The sequence below is a fragment of the Pseudomonas sp. GW821-FHT01D09 genome (assembly GCF_059422465.1).
This window is the reverse complement of the sequence record NZ_JBWKWY010000049.1, coordinates 1-21,755: the sequence shown is the minus strand read 5'-3', so window position 1 is coordinate 21,755 and position 21,755 is coordinate 1. Positions and strand designations below refer to the sequence as shown.

The following is a 21,755-nucleotide window of genomic DNA, read 5'->3' as shown; positions in this document are numbered from 1 at the left end:
CTGTTTCGGTGGGTTATACCTAGAGGCCAAGCGAGTCTGGAAAAACGACGGGGGGAAGGTAAAAAAATGTTCAGACCGGCACCACAGTCACCCAATAACGGGTGCGCCGCTCGATGCGCACCGGCAAGGCATGGGCAACCAACGCCAACGCGGCATCGGTATCGTCGAGCTGGAAGCTACCGGTCACGCGCAATGCCGCGACCTGCTCGCTGCAACGCAAGATACCCGTACGGTAGCGGGACAGCTCGGCCAGCAGCACATCCAGGCGCATGCGCTCGGCGGGCAGAATCCCGCGCAGCCAGGCCTGGGCCAGCAATCCATCGGTTGGCCGTAGCGCCCCCACACCCTGGCGATCCACTTGGGTCTGCCACCCCGCCGCCACTGATACCGGTGCCGGGTGGCGCGGCGAGCTCACCTCGACCAGGCCGCGCAACACGGTAATCCACGTGCCCTGCTGGTCATGACGCACCAGCAGGTTGGCCTCCTGGCTGCGCAGCAGCGCATCCGGCGTGAGCAGTTGCAACGGGCGCGACTCAACCCGTGCATCCAGCGCCACCTCGCCCTCGATCAACTGCACGCTGCGCAGTTGCGCACTGAGGTCCAGGCTGACGGCGCTGGCAGTGTTCAGCCACAAAGAGCTGCCATCGGCCAGGGTCCAGTGGCGGCGCTCGCCGGTGGCGGTGCGGTACGTGGCAAAGGCGGCGCGCACCAGGGTCGATTCCATCCCCTGCCAGGACAGACCACCGAGCAGGCCCAGCCCCAACAAGCACTTGAGCACCTGCCGACGCCGCGCCGAGTCAGCCCCGGCCGCCTCCAAGGCCTGCCGCGCAGTGACATCCGCCAACAGCTTGGCCCCGGGTTGGAGCAGCAGCGGCAAGCTGGCGACACGTTGCCAGGCATATTCATGTTCGGCGCTCGCCTGGCGCCATTGCTGCAACGCCTGCTGATCGGCCGGGCTCATCACTCCAGACTGCAAACGCACGAGCCAAGCGATGGCCGTCTCGCGGACTGGCGGTGCAACGGCGGCGCCATTCATTCAAACCGGCTCGCGTAGCACACGCTGAAGGCCTTGCTCATCGCCCGCTGCACCTGGGCCACGCTCAAGCTCAGTTGTGTGGCGATCTGCGGGTACGTCAAGCCATCGAGCTGGGACAGAAAGAAGATCTGGCGCACCGGCCTCGACAGCCCCACCAGCAGCGAATCGAGCTGCAGCAGGGTTTCGATCATCAGGTAACGGGTTTCGGGCGACGGCTCCTCGCCTTCCGGGCGGGCGGCGAGCGCCTCAAGGTAGGCCCGCTCAATGGCCTGGCGCCGCCAGCGGTTGATCAGCAAGCCATTGGCGATCGCGGCCAGAAACGCCATGGGCTGGCGTAACTCCCGCACATCCTGCTGCGTGCGCAACACCCGGATAAACGTGTCGTGCGCCAGGTCCTCGGCATCGGCGCGATGCCCCAGGCGCCGCTGCAACCAGCCGCGCAACCAGGGGTGATGACGGGTGTAGAGGTGTTCGACGGGCGAGACGAGACTGTCGTCGTACATGTCAGGTCCAATGAGCAGTTAATGATAATACTTCTCATTTTAGTGTTCGGACCTGACGCTTGTACAGCCTCTACTGCTGCCACGTTCCCCCATAGGCAATACCGCGTTCATTCCCACGGGATTATTTTTCCCACGCCGCCTTGGGCATCAGCAAGCCATGATTGCCGTTGTACGCCGCGCGCGCAGGCGATTCCCAACCCTGCAGCAGCGCCTCGTCGAGCCGGTAGATTTCTACGCCCAACGGGCGGCACACCGTCAGCGGGTCCTCGGCATCCGGGCCCCACATCGGCAACGACAGATCGCCGCCCGGGCAGGTAGACAAGGCGCACAGCAAGTCGATCTCGGCAAAGAACTCCAGATAATCGCCCTGCCTGGCCGGGCACGCCTTCATGAAATACAGGTCGTCGTGATTCAGGCCGGCGCATTGGAAGATATTCAACACATCGTGCACATCAAACTCGGTCAGGCCGTGGGGCAATACGGCGCGGGTCAGGTTGGAGTGGCAATGGTGGTGGAAGTCCTCGCCGGTGAGCATCTTGTTCACGTAAGGGTCGCAGCGCGTGCCCAACAAGTCATGCAGGCGCCCGCCGTGCTCGTCGATGCCGTAGCCGGCCAGGCTGTCATCGGTGATGGTCACCATGGGCCGCAGGAACGGCAGGTTCGACCACAAACGGTCATAGGTGCTGACATGGGCGCCTTGCAACTGCCGGGTCCGGGCCGCCCACAGGCGCTCGCGTGGATCATTGGCATTCCAGACGTTGAAGTCACCAACCTGCGGGCCCACCGGGGTGGTCACACGGAACACATGGCCTGCCGGCACTTTCCAGGCGCGGCCGGTGCGGATCGGCACTTCAAACTGCTCGACCAGGGTGCGCCCGGCCACGGACTTGCGCACGCGATCGTAAAACGCCTGGTCGACCTGCAAGGCGGCACCCTTGCTGACTTGGTAGGCGGCGGGATAGTCCTTGTACATGGCGGGGTGCTCCGTGGCAGGGTTTTGCAAGACCATACAACGTGGCATGTGGCGTGCGCCATGCACACAACCCGAAGTGGGAGGGCTTTTGTGGGAGCGGGCTTGCCCGCGATGGCGGTGTGTCAGTCAATTAGTTTTAACCTGACACACTGCTATCGCGGGCAAGCCCTAATGCCAGTCAGTTAAGCGGATTCTGCTTTCTGTAGGAGCGAGCTTGCTCGCGAAGGACGTCAACGATAACGCGTGTTTGCTAGGTAAACGCGGCGCTCTCAAGTTCTTCGCGAGCAAGCTCGCTCCTACAAAAAGGCTTAACTGACTGGCATTAGGGCAAGCCCGCTCCCACAAGGGGATCTGCGTTGTTAGCTGAACTCGCCAGAAACCTGCGACCACAGGCTGACCTTCTGCCCGCGATTCTTGAAGAATTCAATCTCACGCTTGATCCCCGAACTCAAGTCCCAGCCCGGCAGATCGAGGATGATCAATTCTTCCATCATGTCCATGAACAACGCATCCACCGGTGCCCACAGCTTGCCGATGGTTGCGCTGTCCTTGCCTTCAAAGGCCAGGTTGATCGGGTGCGACATGGACACCTGGCTGAACACGGCATGACCCGACGCGATGATCGTGGCGGCCACCTGGTTGCACCGGATAAAGCGCTCGTGGGTGACGTTCGCATCGGCGTGGCTGTAGGGGCAGGCCAGAAAGATCTTTCTCATTGTTACCTCAGGGCAATGCAAGGGCACGCGCCCTTGCGGTGATTAAACAGTTGCCGTCATACCGCCTGGGCAGCGGTCACACCGGGGGTGTCGGCCTCTTCGCGCTCGCGTTCCTGCGCTTCGTAACGCTGGGCGGCAGGCACGGAGATCTTGATCGCAATCGCCACCGCAAGCAGGCCGCCAAACAGCTTGGCCAGCAGGATCGGCATGATCAGCGTCGGTTGGAAGTTCGCGGTAAAGGCCAGGTGATCGCCAATGGTGGCTTGGGCACAGACACCCAGGGCCACGCACAGGACCTTGTCCCGGGCATTCATCTTCTTGAACAGGTGGTAGACCGCGATGATGTTGGCAAACACCATGATAAATGCCGCCGCGCCATCGGCCGACAGCCCGATGTGCCTGCCCAGCACTTCCATGGGTTTCTTGCAGTAGCGGTTGAACAGGTAGCAGATCGGGAACGTACCGGCGAGCATGATGCCGATATAGCCGGCAATCTCGATGGCGCGGAACAGCTCCTTCTCGTCGGCGAACATCGGGTCGAAGCCCCACACCCCGAAGTTTTTCATGAAGAACCCGGTGAAGTGCTCGACGATGGCCAGCGCCAGGACGATCTTGATAAAGGCATCCATCAATTTACCGAACACCAGGAACCCGGCCACCATCCACGCCGCCCGGTAGCGCAGGCCGGCAGCCAGCAGGAAGCAGAACACAAACAGTGGCGCGAGCAAGCGCACGCAATCGACAAAACCCAGGCTCAGGTAATGCAGGGCCGGCGAAGTGGTGGACACAATGTCGCGCACCGGCAGGTTGAAGGCGGTGATCATCATCAGCGACGCCAGCACCGCAAACGGGATGCTGATCAAACCGGCCATGGCCCCCAACGCCAGGTACTTGTGGTCCTTGCGTTCGAGCATCATCAGGCCGACCGGGATCAGGTAGACAATGGTCGCGCCAGAGGTGTAGCCGACGATCATGGCGGTGATCCACATGTCGCGGTTCGCCGCCAGGGCATCGGCAAGCTGGTAGCCGCCCATGTCCACGGCGATGATCGACAGCGCCGCAATCGACACGTCCGACCCCATCGCGCCGAAGTACGGCCCCAGGGCGACCTCGATGAATTTGGACAGGTACGGGATCGCCACCATGATCCCCGCCTGCGCCAGGAACACCGGGCCAATGGAGTGGATACCGTTGACAAACTCCTTGCCCAGGCCGCTGTCCGGCTTGATCACGGATGCAAACGCGCCAACCACCGCGCCGATCATGATCAGGTAAATAACGTAGTTGCCGAATTCCGCCATTGCTTTCGCTCCATCTGTACTGAATCAATTGTTGTTGTAGGAGTACGCCCCAGTTCGGTCGCTCCATTGGCCAAACGCGTTTTACAGCCCCATTTGCGGCGCTTTCACACCCTATTACTAACCACTTCCCATGCCAATCGTGTGTTTTATGTGGTTTTGCCGGTTAAACACAGTGGAATCGGTCAATTCTATTGCGTAATCTCTAGCCACACCGTTCAAGGCTGCGCACTCTATGGCCGTGAACGACAAACGCCAATACCAAGTTCACGCCACCTGCGCTGGCGCTCAAGCGCCCCAACACGCACTGCTGCGGCATCATTTGAGTGCCTCGGTAACAGCGCTGCGCACCGGTGGCGCACTCACGTAGCATTGAGAGGATGATTGCCCATGCGCCCCAATGAACGACGCCAACATATCCTTGAACTGCTACGCCAGCGTGAACGCATCTCGGTCGACGAGTTGGCACGCACCCTCGGTACTTCGCAAGAGACCATTCGCCGCGACCTCACGGCCCTGGCCGAAGACGGCCAGGTCACCAAGTTCCATGGCGGTGCCTCGCTGCCCCCCAGCGGTGAGCACGAGAACGCCTTCCAGACCCGGATGAATGAGTTCTCTGCGCAAAAACGTGCAGTGGCGCGCTTCGCCGCCGGGCTCTATGCGCCGGGCGACAGCCTGCTGATCGATACCGGCACCACCACCCTGTTCTTTGCCCGTGAACTGGCCAGGCTCAACCGCATCACGGTGATCACCAACTCCTTGTTGATCGCTGCCGCCATTGGCGCCAGCGGTAATCGCGTGTTCATGATCGGCGGCGAATACCGCCCCGAATCGGAACAGAATATCGGCGCCCTGGCCATGGAGCAGATCGCCCGCTTCAACGCCGAGCATGCCGTGGTCACCATTGGTGCCCTGAACAGCGACGGCGCCTTCGACTTCTCCATCGAAGAGGCGGAAATCACCCGCGCCATGATTGCCCGTACACGCTACCTCACGGTGATTGCCGACTCCTCGAAGATGGGCAAGCACGCGCTGTTCCAGGTGTTCCCGTTGCAGCGCATCGACCGCCTGATCATCGACCGCAAACCCCTGGGCGAACTGGCCAAGGCTCTGGCCGAGGCCCAGGTTGAAGTCCTGGAAGCCCCCGCCCTGACCCGGCCCGAGTGGTAACCGTCAGCGCCAGTCGCGGCAACGCGTCACCGCTTCGCTGAACGTGGCCTGCCACTGCTGGGCCTGCGCGGCACTGACTTTCGGGTGAAAGCTGGTGCTGGTGTTACGCGGTGGCTTGAGGGCCACGCCCAGGCCTTTGGCCGCCAGCGCTGCGCAGCCGAACGCGGTCAATTCATCAAAGCGCTGGGTCACGATGCAACGCTGCAGGGCATCGGCGAGGAACTGCGCGAAATACGGGCTGCGCGCCAGGCCGCCATCGATGGACAGGTGATCGGTGACGCTGAGAAACCCGTCCATGGCCGTGATCACTTCCACACTGCGCAACGCCACGCCTTCGAGCACCGCCTGGCACATATCCTGGCGCGTGGTGCCGCCATTCATGCCAACCCACAGGGCCGCCGCGCTGCGGTCCCAATGGGGGCAGGCCAGCCCGGACAGCGCCGGCACAAACGCCAGTTGGCGACCAATGGCCGGGGGTTCGTCGAACGCCGCCAGTTCCGAAAAATCGCTGAACAAGCCAAGCCGCCCGGCCCACTCCACCGCCGCGCTGGCATCGTAGACGCCACCGTCCATGGCGTAAGTGGGTTTGCCCTCGATCTGCCAGGCAATGGTTGCCAGCAGGCCTTTTTCCGGGGCGCGGATGATCTGCTCGCCGGTCAAGGTCAGGGCAAACGCCCCGGTGCCGTAGGTGATCTTGGCGTCGCCCTCATTGCGGCAACCATGGCCGTAGAGCGAGGCTTGCTGGTCGACAATCGAGGCGGTGATCGGTGTGGCGCCGATCTCGCCAAAGTACCCGACGGTGTCGCGGATTTCCGGCAGGGTTTCCATCGGTACGCCAAACAGCTCGCAGAGCTGGCTGTCCCACTGCCCGGTCGCCAGGTTCATCAGCGAGGTGCGTGACGCGGTGGTGACATCGGTGGCAAAGACCCCGGTCAGGCGGTCGAGAAAGTACGCATCGGTGGTGCCCAGGCGCAGCCGCCCGGCGCGCAATGCGCTCTGTGCGGCCGGCAGGTTGCGCACGATCCAGGCCAGCTTGCTCGCCGAAAAATACGGGTCCAGGGGCAACCCGGCAAGCTCCAGGGTCAGGGCTTCGCCGCCGTCGCCGCGCAACTGGGCGATCTCGGCCGACGTGCGATTGTCCTGCCAGACGATCACCGGGGACAACGGCTCGCCGGTCTGGGCATCCCACGCCAGGCAACTCTCGCCCTGGTTGGCAAGGCCGATGGCGTCCACATGGCCGGTGGCCTCCAGGCAGCGCTGCAGGTTATTGAGCAATTCCAGTGGATCGTGCTCCACCCAACCGGGATGGGGATGGTGTTGCTGATGGCGCAGCGAAAGCTGGATATCAGCTGACCCATTGTCACTCACCACCAACACACGGGTGCTGGTGGTGCCTTGATCGAGCGCGGCAATCCGCATGTTAAAGACTCCTCGGCAGGTCTTGTTCTTGGCCGACAAAGTCGACTTCCAGTTGCTGTACGCCCTGGGGCAGGTTCAGGCTGGCGATGGGTATCAATATCCGCCGCTCGGGCAGCGAACTGCCGGCGCGCGCCCAGATTTCCTCGCCATCGGCCCGTACCACCAGACGGCCTTTCACCCAACGGCTGACCCGCAATTGCAGGTGTTGCAGACCTGCCACAGTAGACGGGTTCAGGCGTTGCGGCACGCAGAGCTTCACGTCGCCCTTGCAGGCAATCTCGATGCCCGGCGCGGCAGGCGGCAATTGCCCCAGCAGGTCGCGGGCGATCATCGTAGCGATCTTATGGCCTTCGCGAAACGACCAACCTGCCGTCTCGACGGGACGCAGCAGATTCCCCGCCGCAAAGTACACAGGATCGGAACAACGCCCGTATTGATCGATATGCGGGCCGCCACTGTTCGGGTCCAGGCGCAACTCGCTCAAGCGCACCAGGCTCGATTCCGGGATGAACTGGCCGGTGAGCAGCACGCCGTCACAATCGAAAGTCTGCGTCTGCCCATCGGCCAGGCGCACCGTCGCGCCCTCCACCCGCCCGGTGCCATGGATTTCCAGGAGCTGCGCGCCAAAATGCATCGGCACGCCACATAGTCGTGGGTACAGCGACAGCGGCCAACGCGCCGTGGCCCGCGGGTTGGCCTCGATCATCGCCACCGGCCGGATCCCGGCACGCCGGCAACTCATGACCGCCGACAGGCTGACCAGCTCGGTGCCGACGATCAACGGGCGTTCAAAGGGCTTGAGGTGCTCCAGGTACAGGTAGGACTGGAACGCGCCGGTATTGATCACCCCCAGCGGGCGATCGCCGCCCAGCAGGCGCGCCGAGCGCGGTGTTTCCCGGGCCCCGGTGGCGATCAGCACCCGCCGCGCCTGGATCACCTGGGCGCCCTCCGGGCTGACCACCTCCAGGCGCCCGCCCGGGCCCATCTGCGTCACCGCGTGCTTGACGCGGATCTGCACCCCGGCCTTCAACGCCTGCGCGACGTTTTTGCGCGCATACGCCGGCCCCGTGTAGACCCGGCCGTATTCGCGCAACCCAAAGGGCGGGTGCCCACAATGGCGTGGGATCCCACCCGCCTCGGGCTCACGCTCGATCACCACCACCGTGCCAACGCCCAGCTTGCGCAAGGTGATCGCCGCCGACAGCCCCGACGGCCCGCCACCAATAATCGCGACATCAATGTTTTCGACTTCAATGGGCTGCATGACAAACACCTGTTGCAAGGGGAACCGCCAGATGACCCGCGCTCAGCTCAGCCACCCGCGCCCCACAATAAAACCCCTGGCAGCGCCCCATGCAGGCCCGCGTGCGGCGCTTCAAGCCGCCGAGGTCGCCGGGCGGCAATGCGCTGGCCAAGGCATTCTGGATTTCCCGCTGGGTCACCATTTCACAGTGGCAGACGATTTCGCCGTAGCCCGGGCGCTGGTAATCGCGCGGCAAATGTTCGGCGAGGTTGGGCAGCGTGGGCCATTGCAGGCTGGGCTCAGGGACCGGCGTGTGCTCGCGCTGATAGAGGCTGAACACGTGCCGGGCAATGCCCAGCGCCGCCGTCAGGCCGGTGGAGCGGATGCCGCCGACGCTGATCCAGTTCTTGCCTTCGACCCGCTGCACCCGGTACTCCTTCTTCTCCGTGGCCGGGCGCAGCGCGGCATAGGTGGCGGTGACCGGCATGCCGTCGAGCGCAGGAATCCGTTCGACGGCAGCGTCCACCAGTTGGCGCAGCACGTCGCTGTCGAGCCTTGCGTGCAGGCGGTCGTCCTGTTCTTCGGCGGTCGGCCCCACCAGCAGGTTGCCGTACACCGTGCGGGTCAGCACGATGCCCTTGGTGCGTTCATTGGGCACCGGCAGGATGATATTGCCCAGATAGCGTGCAGCGGCCTTGTCGAACACCACGAACTGACCTTTGCGCGGGTGAATGGAGAAGCTCGAGGCGCCCAGCAACTGTTGCTCCAGCACATCACCGAACAACCCGGCGCAGTTGATGATCGTACGACCACGGATAAACCCGTTGGTGGTCTCCAGGGCCCAGAGTTCGCCATCGAAATACCCGCCGTTGACCTCGGTATTGAAGCGCACCTGCGCCCCATGCATCAGCGCCTGGAGCAGGTAGCCCAGGGGCGCCGACCACGGGTCGATCAGGAACTCGCCGGGCACCTCGACCGCGCCCAGGGCGGTGTGGGCCAGGTTCGGCTCCAGGGCGCGCACCCGCTCGCGGCCGATCAGGCTGACATCGGCCACCCCGTTGGCGTGCGCCTGCTCGACGATGCCTTGCAGCTTGCCCAGGTCCTCGTCGGTCCAGGCCACCACCATCGCGCCGGTCTTGAGCAGCGGCAGTGCCATCTGCTGATGAATCTGCAGGTACTCCTGGTAGCCATCCTTCATGCACTGCAGCTCCAGGCTGCCGGTGGGCGCATCGAAACCGGTGTGCAGGATCGCGCTGTTGCCTTTGCTCGCCCCAGACAGGATATCCGGGCTTTTTTCCAGCAACAGCACCCGCGCCCCCTCCAGGGTAAAGCGCCGGACCATCGCGCACCCCACCACGCCACCGCCCACAACGATGACGTCGTAGATACCGCTCTGATTCGGGAAGGGTTTTGTCATGATCAAGCCTATGGGTGAAGTGAGCGCCTGTATTGCCATGGGTGGGTGCAGGGCATATGCCACTGACCGAATCGGGGTTGGAATGACCGATTGACCATGGCAGTTCACTCACGCCTCAAGGGGGCGGCGGCAGGACACACCGCTGTAGCCATGCAGATGCCTAATATTTATTGGCACCCAGGCTTTAAACATAACGTGGAAAGATTGACCGGTCCGTTGCGCACAAAGCGGATTCTGTCAAAAAGACGTTACTGTGAATTTGGCAACAGGCATAAAAATAGCTACTAGAATACACAAATACTTATAACTACGTTACTTTTAAACACACTTAGACCTAGCCCACCCCAATTTTTAAGGCCATGTTGCGCTTAACCGGCGCCGCTCAGTCATAAAACCAAACAAAATTGACCGATATCAAACATTAACCACATAAAAACCGCTTATTGACGACGTGGAGCCGTCTTTCTTCGCCCTCCTGGATAAAGACGTCGAAAGGGCCGGCCCAGGCCGGCTAGCCGACATATGAGGTAAATCACCAACGGCCAAAGCAAGGGAATCAACTTGAGGGAAAGCGCTACACAAGGCTAACGCCACGGTAGCTGTTCGCACCCGGGCCCATTCTTGAACCTTCAGGTGACAGACTTTATGCACACTATTGCCCATCTCCATAGCGCGCAACGCCAACCGCTGCCCCCACTCAACACGCCACCGCTGCAAACGCTTTCGCGACAAACCCGCGACGCCCCTGCCACGGCGCCAGCCGAGCCGGCCCAAAGCGCCCGCGAAAAAGGCGATCACACGTTGGCCATGGCGTATCACTCGGCCCTGCTCCAGGCCGCCCGGCAAGAGACCCCTGTCACTATCAGCCCTATCCCCCCCGACTCCACATTCGGCCAATGGTGGGAGCAGTTGCGGCACGCCTTCAAATCGCCAGAAGTCCGGCAATGGATTAAAGACAAAGGCATCAATACCCAGTCGTTCAAACTCAATCCGGCATCCGGCAGCCTCTCTTTTACGCTCCAGCACCACCTTGATCCCACACAGAAGCGCCACACTATCGGGCAAGACGACCCTCACTGGGCTGCGATCAGCGTGCCTGTCCTCCAGGCCGGGCAAGTCATTGCTGCGGGTAACGCCGATATGACCTTCACCCCGCCAGCCACCGATCTCGACGAGCCGGTTCCGTATGAGGTGGTCGGGGGCTTTTATACAGAACCCCGGGGCCTTAGAGGCCCTGCGCTGCACCAGCAGGCTGCGCAAATCGACCGAAACCAGGGCTTTACAAAACTTGACCCGAACACCTCTGCCGGTTTGATCAAAGCGCGCAGCGAAGGCGAACTCCAGAACCAGAGAGCCGCGGTGGGCGATATTTACAACCGGCACAACGCCAGCGCCAGCCTGCGTCATCTGGCAAGCGCAGTAAAAACGGACAGCGAGGATGTGGGGCACATCAAGGATGAATTGAAAAGGACCAGGATCGATCTGGACGTCGACAGTACCTACCAGCCAGACAACACTGGCCAATCGGGCACTGTCAGCCTGCTGCAATTGCTGGAGGACCATGGCTGGGATATCCCCAGTACTGACGAACAACTGCTGAACCTGGCCACCGCCCTCTCCACTGCGCAGCTCAAGGCTCCCGCCCATGGCAACCTGGGCGGCGCTCTGTCCTGGCCCGTCCCCCTTGACCCGGGCAGCCAGGAACAGCTCAGGCAAGACCTGCGCACAGGTAAAGTCGGCGATATCGCGTTGGGCCCGTTTGACAGCGTCCTGGCGTATCTCCTGAACAACCGCCCCCTCACGCCTGAGGAACAGCGTAACCCGCGACCGTTGATCGACAGCTTGCTCAAGTCGCCCAGGGGCGAGGCGCTGGGCCAGGCCCTCCAGGCCACCTTCGAGGCGCGGTCCATCAAAGGCAGTGCGGCCGACTGGCTGCTGGCCGCCTTGAGTGTGGGGAGCAACAAGAATGAGGCTGGGGACAGGGCCAATATTGAAGGTTATCAATTGTTCTCATCTGATAATCAAGGCAAGTCCGCATCAACGGTCCTCCAGGAGGTGACCGATCACCTGACCGTCCCCGGCAAGACCCCAGCCCCGGTTGCATCGGTACAAGCCCACCTGATGCTCGCCAGCCGGGCCCCGGAATTCCTGGTCAAGGGTGTGCCCGAGCAGGTGGTCATCGGCACCCACAGCTGGGTCAGCTTTGCCACCGCGGTGGCCCGCATCGAAGCCAAAGCGCCCGGGGCGACGGCGGCGATGAGTTATGCGCACGTCATGCTCGAAGGCAGCATTGCACCCATCACTGATGACGAACGGCGCATTGAATATGCCGCCCAGAACCAAGCCATCAAGCACTGGGCGGTTGCCAACGGCATGGCCCCTCCAACGACCGACGCGGCCATGACGGCGGTGCGCAAGGCCTTCGATGCGCAAATCAGCGAGCTCAGAGAGGCGGCTGAAACGCAAATAGGGGATCTGCCATCAGCCAAGGCCATGGCGCTGGAACAGTTGAAAAAAGCCCTGCCGGACATGGACCCGGCACTGTTTGAAAAAAAATGCATCACCTCGACGCCCTCCAGCAGGCACTTTCCTGGACCTTATTCGATCCTGGATCTGTACAGGGATGGCCGAGGTCTGCGCGCAGCACCCGACTCGTCCGATGAATGGAAGGAGACAACAAATCAGTTTTTTAACGCGATTACTGCCGGACTCATCCCGACGAAAACGGCTGGCGCTCCTGCAGCCTGGGTCTCTTCAGAGGCGGCAATAAAAATTGACGATGTCCTGGCCACCCTTCAAACACTGCCGGGCCCGCAAGAGCCATTCGACAAGGCCTTTACGGATTACTCCAACGCCGTCACAAAAACGACGTCTGCGCAGATCAAACACCTTATTTCCAAACTGCCGCTGGAAGATCGGAAAAATCTCGAGTTTGGTGAAATCACCATCCGCAAGGAAAGTGACTACTACAAAGAGGACCGTGTCCGGCGGGTTGCCCCGGGAGCCCTGCTGGTTGAGACCAAGCGCGGCGGCAACGTCATGACCTATGAAATCGACCGGTCGAAGGGCACCATCACCCAGCGCCCGGGCCAGACTTATGATGAGACCCGTCCAAGCGGCGGCTTTTCCCCTGCCCCGGGTAAGTTATATGACGTGATCAAGCCTACGGGGCAGTATGCCGCCGGGATCACGGATGAACACCAAGGTGCGCAAGGCACGCCTGACAGCTTTGGCAGTGCCAGGACCCGCTATATCGTGGATGCCGTGATCAAGGACATGGATCTGCCGGAGGTGAAAAAGTACGCCCAGGGAGCCACGACGTTTGATACTGAAGTCCCCACCTATAAGAAAATCGAAGAGTTTGTACTCAACCTGATCCCGCTCAGGTCAGCGATCACCAAGTTCATCGCCGGCGACGTTCCCGGCGGCATCGCCGACCTGGCCTTCGATATCTTTGGGTTCGCGGTCGGCCTGGGGGCCGCCGCCAAGGGGGCGAAGGCTTTATCCGCCGGGGCTTCGGCATTGGCCAAGGTCGGGCATGGCGTGAAGATCCTCGGCCGGGCGGCAGTGGGTGCGCTAAACCCCTTGAGCGGTATTGATGACCTCGTGCGCCAAGGGGGCATTGCCGCCTATAAGGGGGTCAAGCAACTGCGCGGCTCCTACCGGAGTGTCAACCTGCTTGAACTGGCAAAAAGACCCGATATCGCTGAAGGCACATTCAAGGCACTCAACAGCCCAAAGCGCAATGGAATCCTGGCCAAGTTCGACGAGGCCACACAACGGTGGTACGCCTTCAATCCGCGTACCCAACAAGCGTTCGGCAAAGCGCTGGAGGACTTCTCCGTAGCCCCTCTCCAGTCAACCGACCTCAATCGTTTGCCATCCCTGGGCAGCGATGATGTGACCCGGGCCGCCAGTCAGCAGCACGGCTTGGCAGCCAGCGGTACGTTCACGGCGGGGCAAGAGATTGTCGAGGGCAATGCTGTCCTCTTTCAGGGCAATTGGCATCAGTACGATGCCGTGAAGAAACGCGCCTTCGGCCCCCCGCTGAAGGATTTCAAACCAAGCCGGGTAGCGGCCAGTGGCGAGATAAGGCCGGTGGACGCCGATCTGGCGGGTTATGGATCCAGATACGTAGCGCCGGACGAACTGTCAACCAAGGGGTTACAAGGCAATGTGTATGTAGGCCGAAGTAAAAAAGAATATGTAAAGGTCGACGGGATACTCTATGAGTCTCAGGTGAAGGATGGCCAGCGTATCATCCGGCATCCCGCCCGCGCCGCGCCCGATATACCGGTCAGGGACCTGGGCGCTGCCGGATGGGAGCCCACCTCCAGGTCCGCACGCCTGCCGGGGGGCGCGGGAAATGCGCCAACGCCGTGGAAACTCGGCGACACGACCTACGTAGTGCCGATGGACGATATCAAAACGGCCAGTCATGCAAAGTCCCCCTTTGCCCTCAATTACAAGGGCGTAGACCAGAGCGTCACCTTCGACAGTTCAGTCGGTGCCTGGAAAGCCACCAACCTCTCGACGGGTGTAGAGGGGAGCAGCCATACGTATTTCTGGCGAAGCGGCAAAGGCAAATGGCAGCAGGGAACGCTCAAAGAACTTAAACAAGCCAAGCAAGCCGACGCCCACAGATTCCAGTTTGTTGATGTCCCCGCTGCGGCAAACGTAAGTCTGCCCAAAGATCTAAAGCCCATCCCCAAAGAACTTCATTATTTTTGGGCTGGTCAAGATATCCCGCCCCATCTGGTCGAAAACATGGCCCACAATGCAGTCAAAGCATCGGGGTATAAATCCATCCTGCATGTCGATGCGGATAACCCAGCCGTTTTCCAGAAAATCAAAAGTGACCTGGCGCGCAAAGCCCCAGGCCTGAACGTGGCCAACCTCAATGACGACGAGGTTTTCAAACAATTTAAAAACAGTGATATGTACAGCTTCTTTCGCAAAGGACAAGGGCAAAACCTGGCGGCTGCCTCGGACGTCGCGCGTTATCCGATAATGGACAAATACGGGGGGGCCTATCTCGACACCGATGACATCATTCAAGCCGATGTCGGCAGTGACATATTGCAGGCGGGGTCGAATGACATCCTCCTCAACAGGCCGATTCTCCATAAACTTACCGGTTACAGACCGTTCTACAACACCAGCAGCTTTGCAACACAGCCTGGTAACCCGTTGCTTAAAGAAATGTCTGCCCAGATGCACAAAAAATTTGCCGACAACAAAGCCTATTTCGCCGCCAATCGGCCCAAGGCCGCCAGGGGCGCCGATGGCCAGATCCAATACACCCCTGAATTTGAAACCTATGAGCGCAAGATCTTCGAGACAGTGGGTCCCAACCTGTTTAATGACGTCTTAAAGTCAAAACGACCTGATATGTATGATCTGGGCTTCGACAAACTTGCCAAAAAATATGAGTTTGTCGGTAAAAAATTTGTCCCCTCCGGGCCACTCACGGATGTCAACGCCGACTTACGTCAATACTACGAAAGCAAAGGGATTACGCCGCCAGCTCTCCTGGGCCTGAACGTTCAGAAAGCGAAGAAGCACTACATACCGCTTTTCCACCAGTTCAACGTCAAGATCGGTGCCGAGCATTCGTGGCTCACTGCCTGAGCGAATCGCAGCGGTGACACCGTTGGCCCCCGGATCGCAGTTGCGATGCGGGGCCAACGGTCCGTGCGTAGACCTCAATACCCCGCCACCACCCATCGCACCTTCAGCAACGCCCCACGCAGGGCGTTTTTTTCCACCGAGCCCAACGCCAGGCGAATCGCATGGGGCACCTGCGCTGACACCGAAAACGGCTCGGCCGTGGACACCGAAATATGCTCGCGCGCCAGCGCCATGGTGATCTGATCCGCCCGGGCCTCTTCGCCCAGTGGCAGCCACAAAAAGTACGACGCGGGATGGGCAATGTAATCCAGCCCGGCCAACACCTGCGCCGCCAACGCCTGCCGGGCCTTGGCGTCCGTGCGCTTTTGCGCCTCCAGTTGCAGCACCGTGCCATCGTCGACCCAGCCTGCGGCAATGGCCGTCATCACCCCGGGCGCATTCCACACGGTGGCCATGATTGTGCGCTCCAACGCCGGCACCCATGCCAGCGGCGCGGCGACGAAACCCACGCGCAGGCCGGTGGCGACACTCTTCGACAGGCCGCCCACATACACTGTGCGCTCAGGGGCCAATTGCGCCAGCGGTGCCGGCGCCTGCTCGGCGAGGAAGGCGTAGGCGGCGTCTTCGATCAGGATCAGCTCATGCTCACGGGCGATGCGCACCAGTTGCTCGCGCTGTTCGATGCCCAGCACCCAACCCAGCGGATTGTGCAAGGTCGGCATGCAGTACAGCGCCCGCACCGGCCGGCGGCGACACAACTGTTGCAGCGCCGCAAGATCAGGGCCGGTCGGTGTGACCGGGATCGCGGCGATTTCCAGGTGCAAGGTCTCGGCCAGCACCTTGAAACCGGAATAGGTCAACGCATCCACCGCAATCACATCGCCCGGCTTGAGCAAGGCCATCATCACCACCGCCAAGCCGTGCTGCGCACCGCTGACCATCAACACCTGCTCGGCCGCGACACTCAAGCCACGGTGCAGCAGATGCCGGGCCATGGCCGCCCGTTCATGGGCGCGCCCGGCATGGGGCTGGTAACGCAGCAACGCTTCCAGGTCGCCGGACAACGCCAGCTGGCGCAAGGCCGTGCGCAGCAGGTCGGCCTGGCCCGGTAACGACGGGTAGTTGAAATTCAGGTCGAGCATGCCCGCCGCCACCGCCATCTGGCCACTGCCCTGCCCGGGTGCCAGGGCGATTTCCCGCACAAAGGTGCCACGCCCGGTCTCGCCGCTGACCAGGCCCATGGCCTCCAGCTCGCTATACACCCGGCTGGCCGTGGCCAGGGCCAGGCCATGGCTGGCTGCCAGTTGCCGGTGGGTGGGCAGGCGGGTGCCGGGCACCAGGGTGCCAGCCCGGATATCCCGGGCAAAGGTATCCACCAACGACTTGTAACGGGCACGGGGCATGGGCGATGTATCCATGACAATTTTTTGATTGCCCCAATCTTCAGCCCTAGGATGCCCGCAACGCAACCCTCCCCCTACGAGCACCCCCTGCATGGAACAGACCTCCCGGATGATCACCCCCGAACACAGCCGCAGCGGCTGGATCAATGGCTTGATCGGCGTGCTGATTTTCAGCGGCTCGTTGCCCGCCACGCGCCTGGCGGTGCTGGAATTTGCACCGGTGTTTCTCACCGTGGCCAGGGCCAGTATCGCCGCAGTGCTGGGCCTGGGCCTGTTGTGGCTGTTCCGGGAAAAACGCCCGGCGCGCCACCAGTGGGGGCCGTTGCTGATTGTCGCCCTGGGGGTGGTGATCGGCTTCCCGCTGCTCACCGCCCTGGCCTTGCAGTACGTGACTTCGGCCCATTCCATCGTGTTTATCGGCTTGCTGCCCCTGGCCACGGCGGTGTTCGGCGTACTGCGCGGCGGCGAGCGGCCGCGCCCGGTGTTCTGGCTGTTTTCGAGCCTCGGCAGCCTGTTGGTGATGGGCTACGCCCTGGCCCAGGGCCTGAGCGCCGCGCCCGCCGGTGACCTGCTGATGCTGTTGGCGGTGCTGGTGTGCGGGCTGGGGTATGCCGAAGGGGCCACGCTGTCACGCAGCCTTGGCGGCTGGCAGGTGATCTGCTGGGCGCTGGTGATATCGCTGCCGGTGGTGGCGCCGTTGACCTTGCTGCTGGCCCCCGCCTCCTTCACCGGGATCAGCCTGCCAGCCTGGTTGAGCCTGGGTTACGTGGCGCTGTTCAGCATGTTGATCGGCTTTGTGTTCTGGTACCGCGGGCTGGCCCAGGGCGGCATCGCGGCGGTCGGCCAATTGCAATTGCTGCAACCGTTTTTCGGCCTGGCGCTGGCGGCCGGCCTGCTGCATGAACAGGTGAGCCTGGGCATGCTGGCGGTGACTGGCGCGGTGATTGCCTGCGTGGCCGGAGCGAAGAAGTTTGCGCGTTAGGGGCGTAGGCCTTTAGGCTCGTGGATTGGCCCAAGAACAATAAGGATCCACGATGCCCACCCCTTCCCTGCAAGACACTACCGCGCCAGATGGCGTCTGTTACGGCTGCGGCCCGGGCAATGCCCATGGGCTGCAGATCAAGAGCCGCTGGGATGCGGACGGCGTGCATATCGTCGCCGAGCACCTGCCCGACGCCCAGTACTGCGGCTGGCCCGACCTGGTCTACGGCGGCCTGATCGCCATGCTGGTCGATTGCCATTCCAACTGGACCGCCATGGCCTACCACTACCGCGCCGAGCAGCGCGAACCGGGTGAGTTGCCGCGTATCGACTGCGTGACCGGCAACCTGGGGATCAAGTTCATCAAGCCCACCCCCATGGGCGTGCCACTGACCCTGCGCGCCAGGGTCGAGGGCGAGGTCGGGCGCAAGAGCCGCGTGGTTTGCGAGGTGTATGCAGGCGATGTGCTGACGGCGATTGGCGACTCGATCTTCGTGCGCGTCGATATCGGGCAACTGGCGGCGACGGCCCATGGCCGGCCCGCCTGAGAATGGTCTACATTCAACGCCACGTGCCGAAAAAAGGAACCTGACGATGACGCGCCTGACCGCCAAAGACTTTGCCCCCGAACTGCTGGAACTCTACGACGGCTATGCCCACGGCAAGATCAACCGTCGCGAGTTTCTCGACCGTGCGGCCCTGTTCACCTTTGGCGGCCTGACCGCCTCGGCGCTGCTGGCCTCCCTGAGCCCCAACTACGCCCTGGCCGAACAGGTGAAGTTCACCGACCCGGACATCGTTGCCGACTACGTCACCTACCCTTCACCCAAGGGCAACGGCCAGGTGCGTGGTTACCTGGTGCGTCCGGCAAAGGCCAGCGGCAAGCTCCCGGCGGTGGTGGTGGTCCACGAAAACCGTGGGCTCAACCCCTATATCGAAGATGTCGCGCGGCGCCTGGGCAAGGCCGGGTTTATCGCCCTGGCACCCGATGGCCTGACCTCGGTGGGCGGTTATCCCGGCAATGATGAAAAAGGCGTGGCACTGCAACAGACCGTCGATCCGACCAAGCTGATGAATGACTTCTTTGCCGCCATTGAGTGGCTGATGAACCATGACGCCAGCACCGGCAAGGTGGGCATCACCGGCTTCTGCTATGGCGCAGGCGTGACCAATGCGGCGGCCGTGGCCTACCCGGAACTGGGCGCGGCGGTGTCGTTCTATGGTCGCCAACCCGAGGCCAAGGATGTACCGAAGATCAAGGCACCGATCATGTTGCATTTCGGCGAGTTGGACACGCGGATCAACGAAGGCTGGCCGGCCTATGAGGCGGCATTGAAGGCCGCTGGCACGACCTATGAAGCGTATATCTACAAAGGGGCCAACCACGGCTTCCACAACGACTCGACCCCGCGCTACGACGATGCTGCGGCGAACCTGGCCTGGGAGCGTACCTTGGGCTGGTTCCGTAAATACCTCGTGTAATTGCGGCGGTGGCTTCTCGGACGCCATCGCGGGCAAGCCCGCTCCCACAGGGGATCTTTGTCGGACACACATTTGCGCTGCATCCCAAATCAAATGTGGGAGCTGGCTTGCCCGCGATGGCGTCCGAGAAGCCACCGTCACCAGCAAGCCAGGCGCCTACAGGTTCGTCACCTGCTCCAGCAGCCATTGCTTGAACGCCAGCATTGCCGGGGTTTCAGCGCGTGACTGCAGGCGCGTCAGCCAGTAGCTGCCGGTGCTGATGCCGATATCAAAGGGCTGGCGGATCACGTCCTGGGCCAACTGCCGCGAGAACATCATCGCCGGTGCCAATGCCACGCCACTGCCCTGCAACGCCGCTTCCATCATTGCCAGGGACGAGTCAAACACGATACTGCGCGGCACCAGGGTGTCGGCGGGCAAGCCTGCGGCCTGGAACCAGAGGTTCCATTCATCCGCCCGGTAAGAGCGCAACAGCGTGTGTTTCAATACATCACCCGGGCCATGCAACTGGCGGGCAATCGCCGGCACGCACAACACCGTCAGCGGTGCCGCCAGCAACTCACAGGCGTGGGTGCCATGCCAGGCGCCAGCGCCAAAGCGGATCGCATAATCCAGGCCCTCGGCCGCCACATCCACGCGGTTGTTATGGGTCGACAGGCGCAAGTCGATAAACGGGGAGCGCGCCTGGAAGTCCGCCAGGCGCGGCAGCAGCCAGCCCACCGCAAACGTGCCCACGGCCCCCACCGTCAGCACTTCACGGTAATGCCCGGCCTGGAACTGGCCGAGGGTCTGGGCGATGCGGTCGAAGGACTCGCGCAGCACCGGCAACAGCGTCTCCCCTTCGCGGGTGAGCATCAGGCCACGGGGCAGGCGCTTGAACAGGGTGACGTTGAGTTGGGCCTCCAGGCTCTTGACCTGGTGACTGATCGCCGCCTGGGTCACACACAGTTCGATGGCCGCCCGGGTAAAACTCAAATGCCGGGCAGACGCCTCGAAGGCGCGCAGTGCGTTAAGGGGCAGATGGGAACGCAACATGGTTTAAGCCCAAATTTTTCTAATGACTGGTGCGAGATATCATCGGTTGTCCAGGGCCGGAAAACTGCCTATCTTGGCCACGCCTGCGCAGGCCGCGAGACACCCGATCATCCTCATGGAAGCGACCTCATCATGTACCAACACGTGCGCAACGTCACGATTCTCAGCCTATTGATCGGCGCCGGCAACTGCATGGCCGCCGACAATCTGCGCCAGGTGGTGGACGCCACCGTCAAGCCGCTGATGCAGCAACAGGCCATTCCCGGCCTGGCAGTCGCCATCGTGCAGGACGGCAAGGCCCGATACTTTAACTACGGTATCGCGGCCAAGGACAGCCAGCAGTCCGTCAGCGAAAACACCCTGTTCGAGATCGGTTCGGTGAGCAAGACCTTCGCCGCGACCCTGGCCGGTTATGCCCAGGCCACCGGCAAGCTCAAGCTCTCTGCACCAGCCAGCGACTACTTGCCAGCCTTGCGCGGCAGCCTGTTCGATCACATCAGCGTGCTCCAACTGGGCACCTACACCGCAGGCGGGCTGCCGTTGCAGTTCCCCAGCGAGGCGGACAATGCCCAGCAGATGATCGGCTACTTCCAGCACTGGAAAGCCGCTTTCGCCCCCGGCACCCAGCGCCAATACTCCAACCCCAGCCTGGGCTTGTTCGGCTATCTGGCGGCGCACAGCCTGCAGCAACCTTTCGACGTGGCAATGGAAAAGACCCTGCTGCCCAAGCTCGGCCTCAAGCACACCTATCTCACGGTGCCCAAGGCCCAGATGGGCCTGTATGCCCAGGGCTACGACAAGGCCGGCAAGCCGGTGCGCGTCAGCCCAGGGGCGTTGGACAGCGAAGCCTACGGGGTGAAGACCAGCCCGGCGGACCTGGCTCGCTACATGGCGCTGAACATGCACCCGACGTCGCTGGAGCAGTCGCTACAACAGGCGATTGCCGCCACGCACACGGGTTATTACACGGTCGAAGGCACCACCCAAGGGCTTGGCTGGGAGATGTACGCCTACCCGCTGAGTGTTGACGCCTTGGTCGACGGCAATTCGACACCCATGGCCATGGAGCCGCACCCGGTCAAATGGCTGACACCCGCCCAGCCGCTGCGCGCCAATACCCTGGTGAACAAGACGGGCTCGACCGGCGGCTTTGGCGCCTATATCGCTTATGTACCGAGCAGAGGCATCGGCGTAGTGATCCTGGCAAACAAGAACTACCCCAATGCCGAGCGGGTGAAAGCGGCCCATAGAATCTTGCAGGCGATGGAGCAATAGCTCACCTTTTTTGAACCCGGCATAGTTCCAATGTGGGAGCGGGCTTGCCCGCGATGGCGGTGTGTCAGCCAATTAATTTATTGCTGACACATCGTAATCGCGGGCAAGCCCTAATGCCAGTCAGTTAAGGAATTGACTTCTCCGCCAAGCAATAATAGAAACGGGCTCTGTTT

At 62.0% G+C, this 21,755-nt stretch carries 16 protein-coding genes; 6 read left to right on the top strand and 10 right to left on the bottom strand.

Translation table 11 applies throughout. From position 1 onward, the window contains the following. Nucleotides 1–70 precede the first annotated feature (70 nt). The 5 genes from AC07W7_RS25925 to eutH form a co-directional block, all read right to left on the bottom strand. The gene (locus AC07W7_RS25925; RefSeq protein ID WP_495040380.1) at nt 71–1,036 is read right to left on the bottom strand and encodes a DUF4880 domain-containing protein; all 966 of its coding nucleotides are present in this window, start codon (nt 1,034–1,036) and stop codon (nt 71–73) included. Continuing rightward, on the bottom strand, nt 1,033–1,539 hold the full coding sequence (locus tag AC07W7_RS25920) for a sigma-70 family RNA polymerase sigma factor (protein WP_076960752.1): 507 nt from the start codon (nt 1,537–1,539) through the stop codon (nt 1,033–1,035). The genes AC07W7_RS25925 and AC07W7_RS25920 overlap by 4 nt, the downstream gene beginning before the upstream one ends. Nucleotides 1,540–1,660: 121 nt before the next feature. After that, nucleotides 1,661–2,512: an urea carboxylase-associated family protein gene (locus AC07W7_RS25915; protein WP_495040379.1), complete on the bottom strand. Its 852-nt coding sequence runs from the start codon at nt 2,510–2,512 to the stop codon at nt 1,661–1,663. A 359-nt stretch (nt 2,513–2,871) separates the two neighbouring features. Further along, nucleotides 2,872–3,228 (bottom strand): DUF1937 family protein, encoded by a 357-nt coding sequence (locus AC07W7_RS25910; RefSeq protein ID WP_197883539.1) that lies wholly within the window; start codon nt 3,226–3,228, stop codon nt 2,872–2,874. A gap of 56 nt (nt 3,229–3,284) precedes the next feature. Next, entirely contained in the window at nt 3,285–4,529 is a 1,245-nt protein-coding gene (gene eutH, locus AC07W7_RS25905; RefSeq protein ID WP_495040378.1) for an ethanolamine utilization protein EutH, read from the bottom strand. Between the two features lie 387 nt (nt 4,530–4,916). Here eutH and AC07W7_RS25900 point away from each other — a divergent pair, with 387 nt between their 5' ends. Further along, nucleotides 4,917–5,696 carry a DeoR/GlpR family DNA-binding transcription regulator gene (locus tag AC07W7_RS25900; protein WP_076960748.1) on the top strand — a complete coding sequence of 260 codons (780 nt, stop codon included), beginning with the start codon at nt 4,917–4,919 and terminating at the stop codon, nt 5,694–5,696. Between the two features lie 3 nt (nt 5,697–5,699). On the opposite strand, the gene AC07W7_RS25895 is transcribed toward AC07W7_RS25900, so the two are convergent. From AC07W7_RS25895 to AC07W7_RS25885, 3 genes are read right to left on the bottom strand one after another with little or no spacing between them, the layout of a single operon-like run. Beyond that, nucleotides 5,700–7,115 (bottom strand): glycerol kinase, encoded by a 1,416-nt coding sequence (locus AC07W7_RS25895; protein WP_169867216.1) that lies wholly within the window; start codon nt 7,113–7,115, stop codon nt 5,700–5,702. 1 nt (nt 7,116) lies between these two features. Continuing rightward, nucleotides 7,117–8,379: an NAD(P)/FAD-dependent oxidoreductase gene (locus AC07W7_RS25890; RefSeq protein ID WP_495040377.1), complete on the bottom strand. Its 1,263-nt coding sequence runs from the start codon at nt 8,377–8,379 to the stop codon at nt 7,117–7,119. Next, nucleotides 8,366–9,775, bottom strand: coding sequence for an NAD(P)/FAD-dependent oxidoreductase (locus AC07W7_RS25885; protein ID WP_197883535.1), 1,410 nt, complete (start codon nt 9,773–9,775; stop codon nt 8,366–8,368). The genes AC07W7_RS25890 and AC07W7_RS25885 overlap by 14 nt, the downstream gene beginning before the upstream one ends. Before the next feature lie 645 nt (nt 9,776–10,420). Between AC07W7_RS25885 and AC07W7_RS25880 the strand changes: the two genes are divergently transcribed. Then, nucleotides 10,421–15,406 (top strand): glycosyltransferase, encoded by a 4,986-nt coding sequence (locus AC07W7_RS25880; protein WP_495040376.1) that lies wholly within the window; start codon nt 10,421–10,423, stop codon nt 15,404–15,406. 74 nt (nt 15,407–15,480) lie between these two features. On the opposite strand, the gene AC07W7_RS25875 is transcribed toward AC07W7_RS25880, so the two are convergent. After that, nucleotides 15,481–16,809: an aminotransferase-like domain-containing protein gene (locus AC07W7_RS25875; protein WP_076960744.1), complete on the bottom strand. Its 1,329-nt coding sequence runs from the start codon at nt 16,807–16,809 to the stop codon at nt 15,481–15,483. 91 nt (nt 16,810–16,900) lie between these two features. On the opposite strand from AC07W7_RS25875, the gene AC07W7_RS25870 reads away from it, so the two are divergent. The 3 genes from AC07W7_RS25870 to yghX are packed head-to-tail and all read left to right on the top strand — an operon-like array spanning nt 16,901 to nt 19,272. After that, complete coding sequence (locus tag AC07W7_RS25870) at nt 16,901–17,791, top strand: DMT family transporter (protein ID WP_495040375.1); 891 nt, start codon at nt 16,901–16,903, stop codon at nt 17,789–17,791. 52 nt (nt 17,792–17,843) lie between these two features. Further along, nucleotides 17,844–18,338: a PaaI family thioesterase gene (locus AC07W7_RS25865; protein ID WP_495040374.1), complete on the top strand. Its 495-nt coding sequence runs from the start codon at nt 17,844–17,846 to the stop codon at nt 18,336–18,338. A 46-nt stretch (nt 18,339–18,384) separates the two neighbouring features. Then, a complete protein-coding gene (gene yghX / locus AC07W7_RS25860) occupies nt 18,385–19,272 on the top strand; it encodes a YghX family hydrolase (protein ID WP_099168420.1) in 888 nt (295 codons plus the stop codon). Between the two features lie 156 nt (nt 19,273–19,428). Here yghX and AC07W7_RS25855 read toward each other — a convergent pair whose 3' ends face one another. Next, nucleotides 19,429–20,307 carry a LysR family transcriptional regulator gene (locus AC07W7_RS25855; protein WP_495040373.1) on the bottom strand — a complete coding sequence of 293 codons (879 nt, stop codon included), beginning with the start codon at nt 20,305–20,307 and terminating at the stop codon, nt 19,429–19,431. Nucleotides 20,308–20,439: 132 nt separating this feature from the next. On the opposite strand from AC07W7_RS25855, the gene ampC reads away from it, so the two are divergent. Next, the gene (gene ampC, locus AC07W7_RS25850; RefSeq protein ID WP_495040372.1) at nt 20,440–21,582 is read left to right on the top strand and encodes a class C beta-lactamase; all 1,143 of its coding nucleotides are present in this window, start codon (nt 20,440–20,442) and stop codon (nt 21,580–21,582) included. Nucleotides 21,583–21,755: the final 173 nt, after the last annotated feature.

What these genes read in the sequence shown, in the direction of transcription:
- ampC (WP_495040372.1), top strand. Translation starts at nt 20,440, where the DNA reads ATGTACCAACACGTGCGCAACGTCACGATTCTCAGCCTATTGATCGGC.
- AC07W7_RS25875 (WP_076960744.1), bottom strand. Translation starts at nt 16,809, where the DNA reads ATGCCCCGTGCCCGTTACAAGTCGTTGGTGGATACCTTTGCCCGGGAT.
- eutH (WP_495040378.1), bottom strand. Translation starts at nt 4,529, where the DNA reads ATGGCGGAATTCGGCAACTACGTTATTTACCTGATCATGATCGGCGCG.
- yghX (WP_099168420.1), top strand. Translation starts at nt 18,385, where the DNA reads ATGACGCGCCTGACCGCCAAAGACTTTGCCCCCGAACTGCTGGAACTC.
- AC07W7_RS25855 (WP_495040373.1), bottom strand. Translation starts at nt 20,307, where the DNA reads ATGTTGCGTTCCCATCTGCCCCTTAACGCACTGCGCGCCTTCGAGGCG.
- AC07W7_RS25920 (WP_076960752.1), bottom strand. Translation starts at nt 1,539, where the DNA reads ATGTACGACGACAGTCTCGTCTCGCCCGTCGAACACCTCTACACCCGT.
- AC07W7_RS25885 (WP_197883535.1), bottom strand. Translation starts at nt 9,775, where the DNA reads ATGACAAAACCCTTCCCGAATCAGAGCGGTATCTACGACGTCATCGTT.
- AC07W7_RS25915 (WP_495040379.1), bottom strand. Translation starts at nt 2,512, where the DNA reads ATGTACAAGGACTATCCCGCCGCCTACCAAGTCAGCAAGGGTGCCGCC.
- AC07W7_RS25865 (WP_495040374.1), top strand. Translation starts at nt 17,844, where the DNA reads ATGCCCACCCCTTCCCTGCAAGACACTACCGCGCCAGATGGCGTCTGT.
- AC07W7_RS25895 (WP_169867216.1), bottom strand. Translation starts at nt 7,115, where the DNA reads ATGCGGATTGCCGCGCTCGATCAAGGCACCACCAGCACCCGTGTGTTG.
- AC07W7_RS25910 (WP_197883539.1), bottom strand. Translation starts at nt 3,228, where the DNA reads ATGAGAAAGATCTTTCTGGCCTGCCCCTACAGCCACGCCGATGCGAAC.
- AC07W7_RS25900 (WP_076960748.1), top strand. Translation starts at nt 4,917, where the DNA reads ATGCGCCCCAATGAACGACGCCAACATATCCTTGAACTGCTACGCCAG.
- AC07W7_RS25880 (WP_495040376.1), top strand. Translation starts at nt 10,421, where the DNA reads ATGCACACTATTGCCCATCTCCATAGCGCGCAACGCCAACCGCTGCCC.
- AC07W7_RS25870 (WP_495040375.1), top strand. Translation starts at nt 16,901, where the DNA reads ATGGAACAGACCTCCCGGATGATCACCCCCGAACACAGCCGCAGCGGC.
- AC07W7_RS25925 (WP_495040380.1), bottom strand. Translation starts at nt 1,036, where the DNA reads ATGAATGGCGCCGCCGTTGCACCGCCAGTCCGCGAGACGGCCATCGCT.
- AC07W7_RS25890 (WP_495040377.1), bottom strand. Translation starts at nt 8,379, where the DNA reads ATGCAGCCCATTGAAGTCGAAAACATTGATGTCGCGATTATTGGTGGC.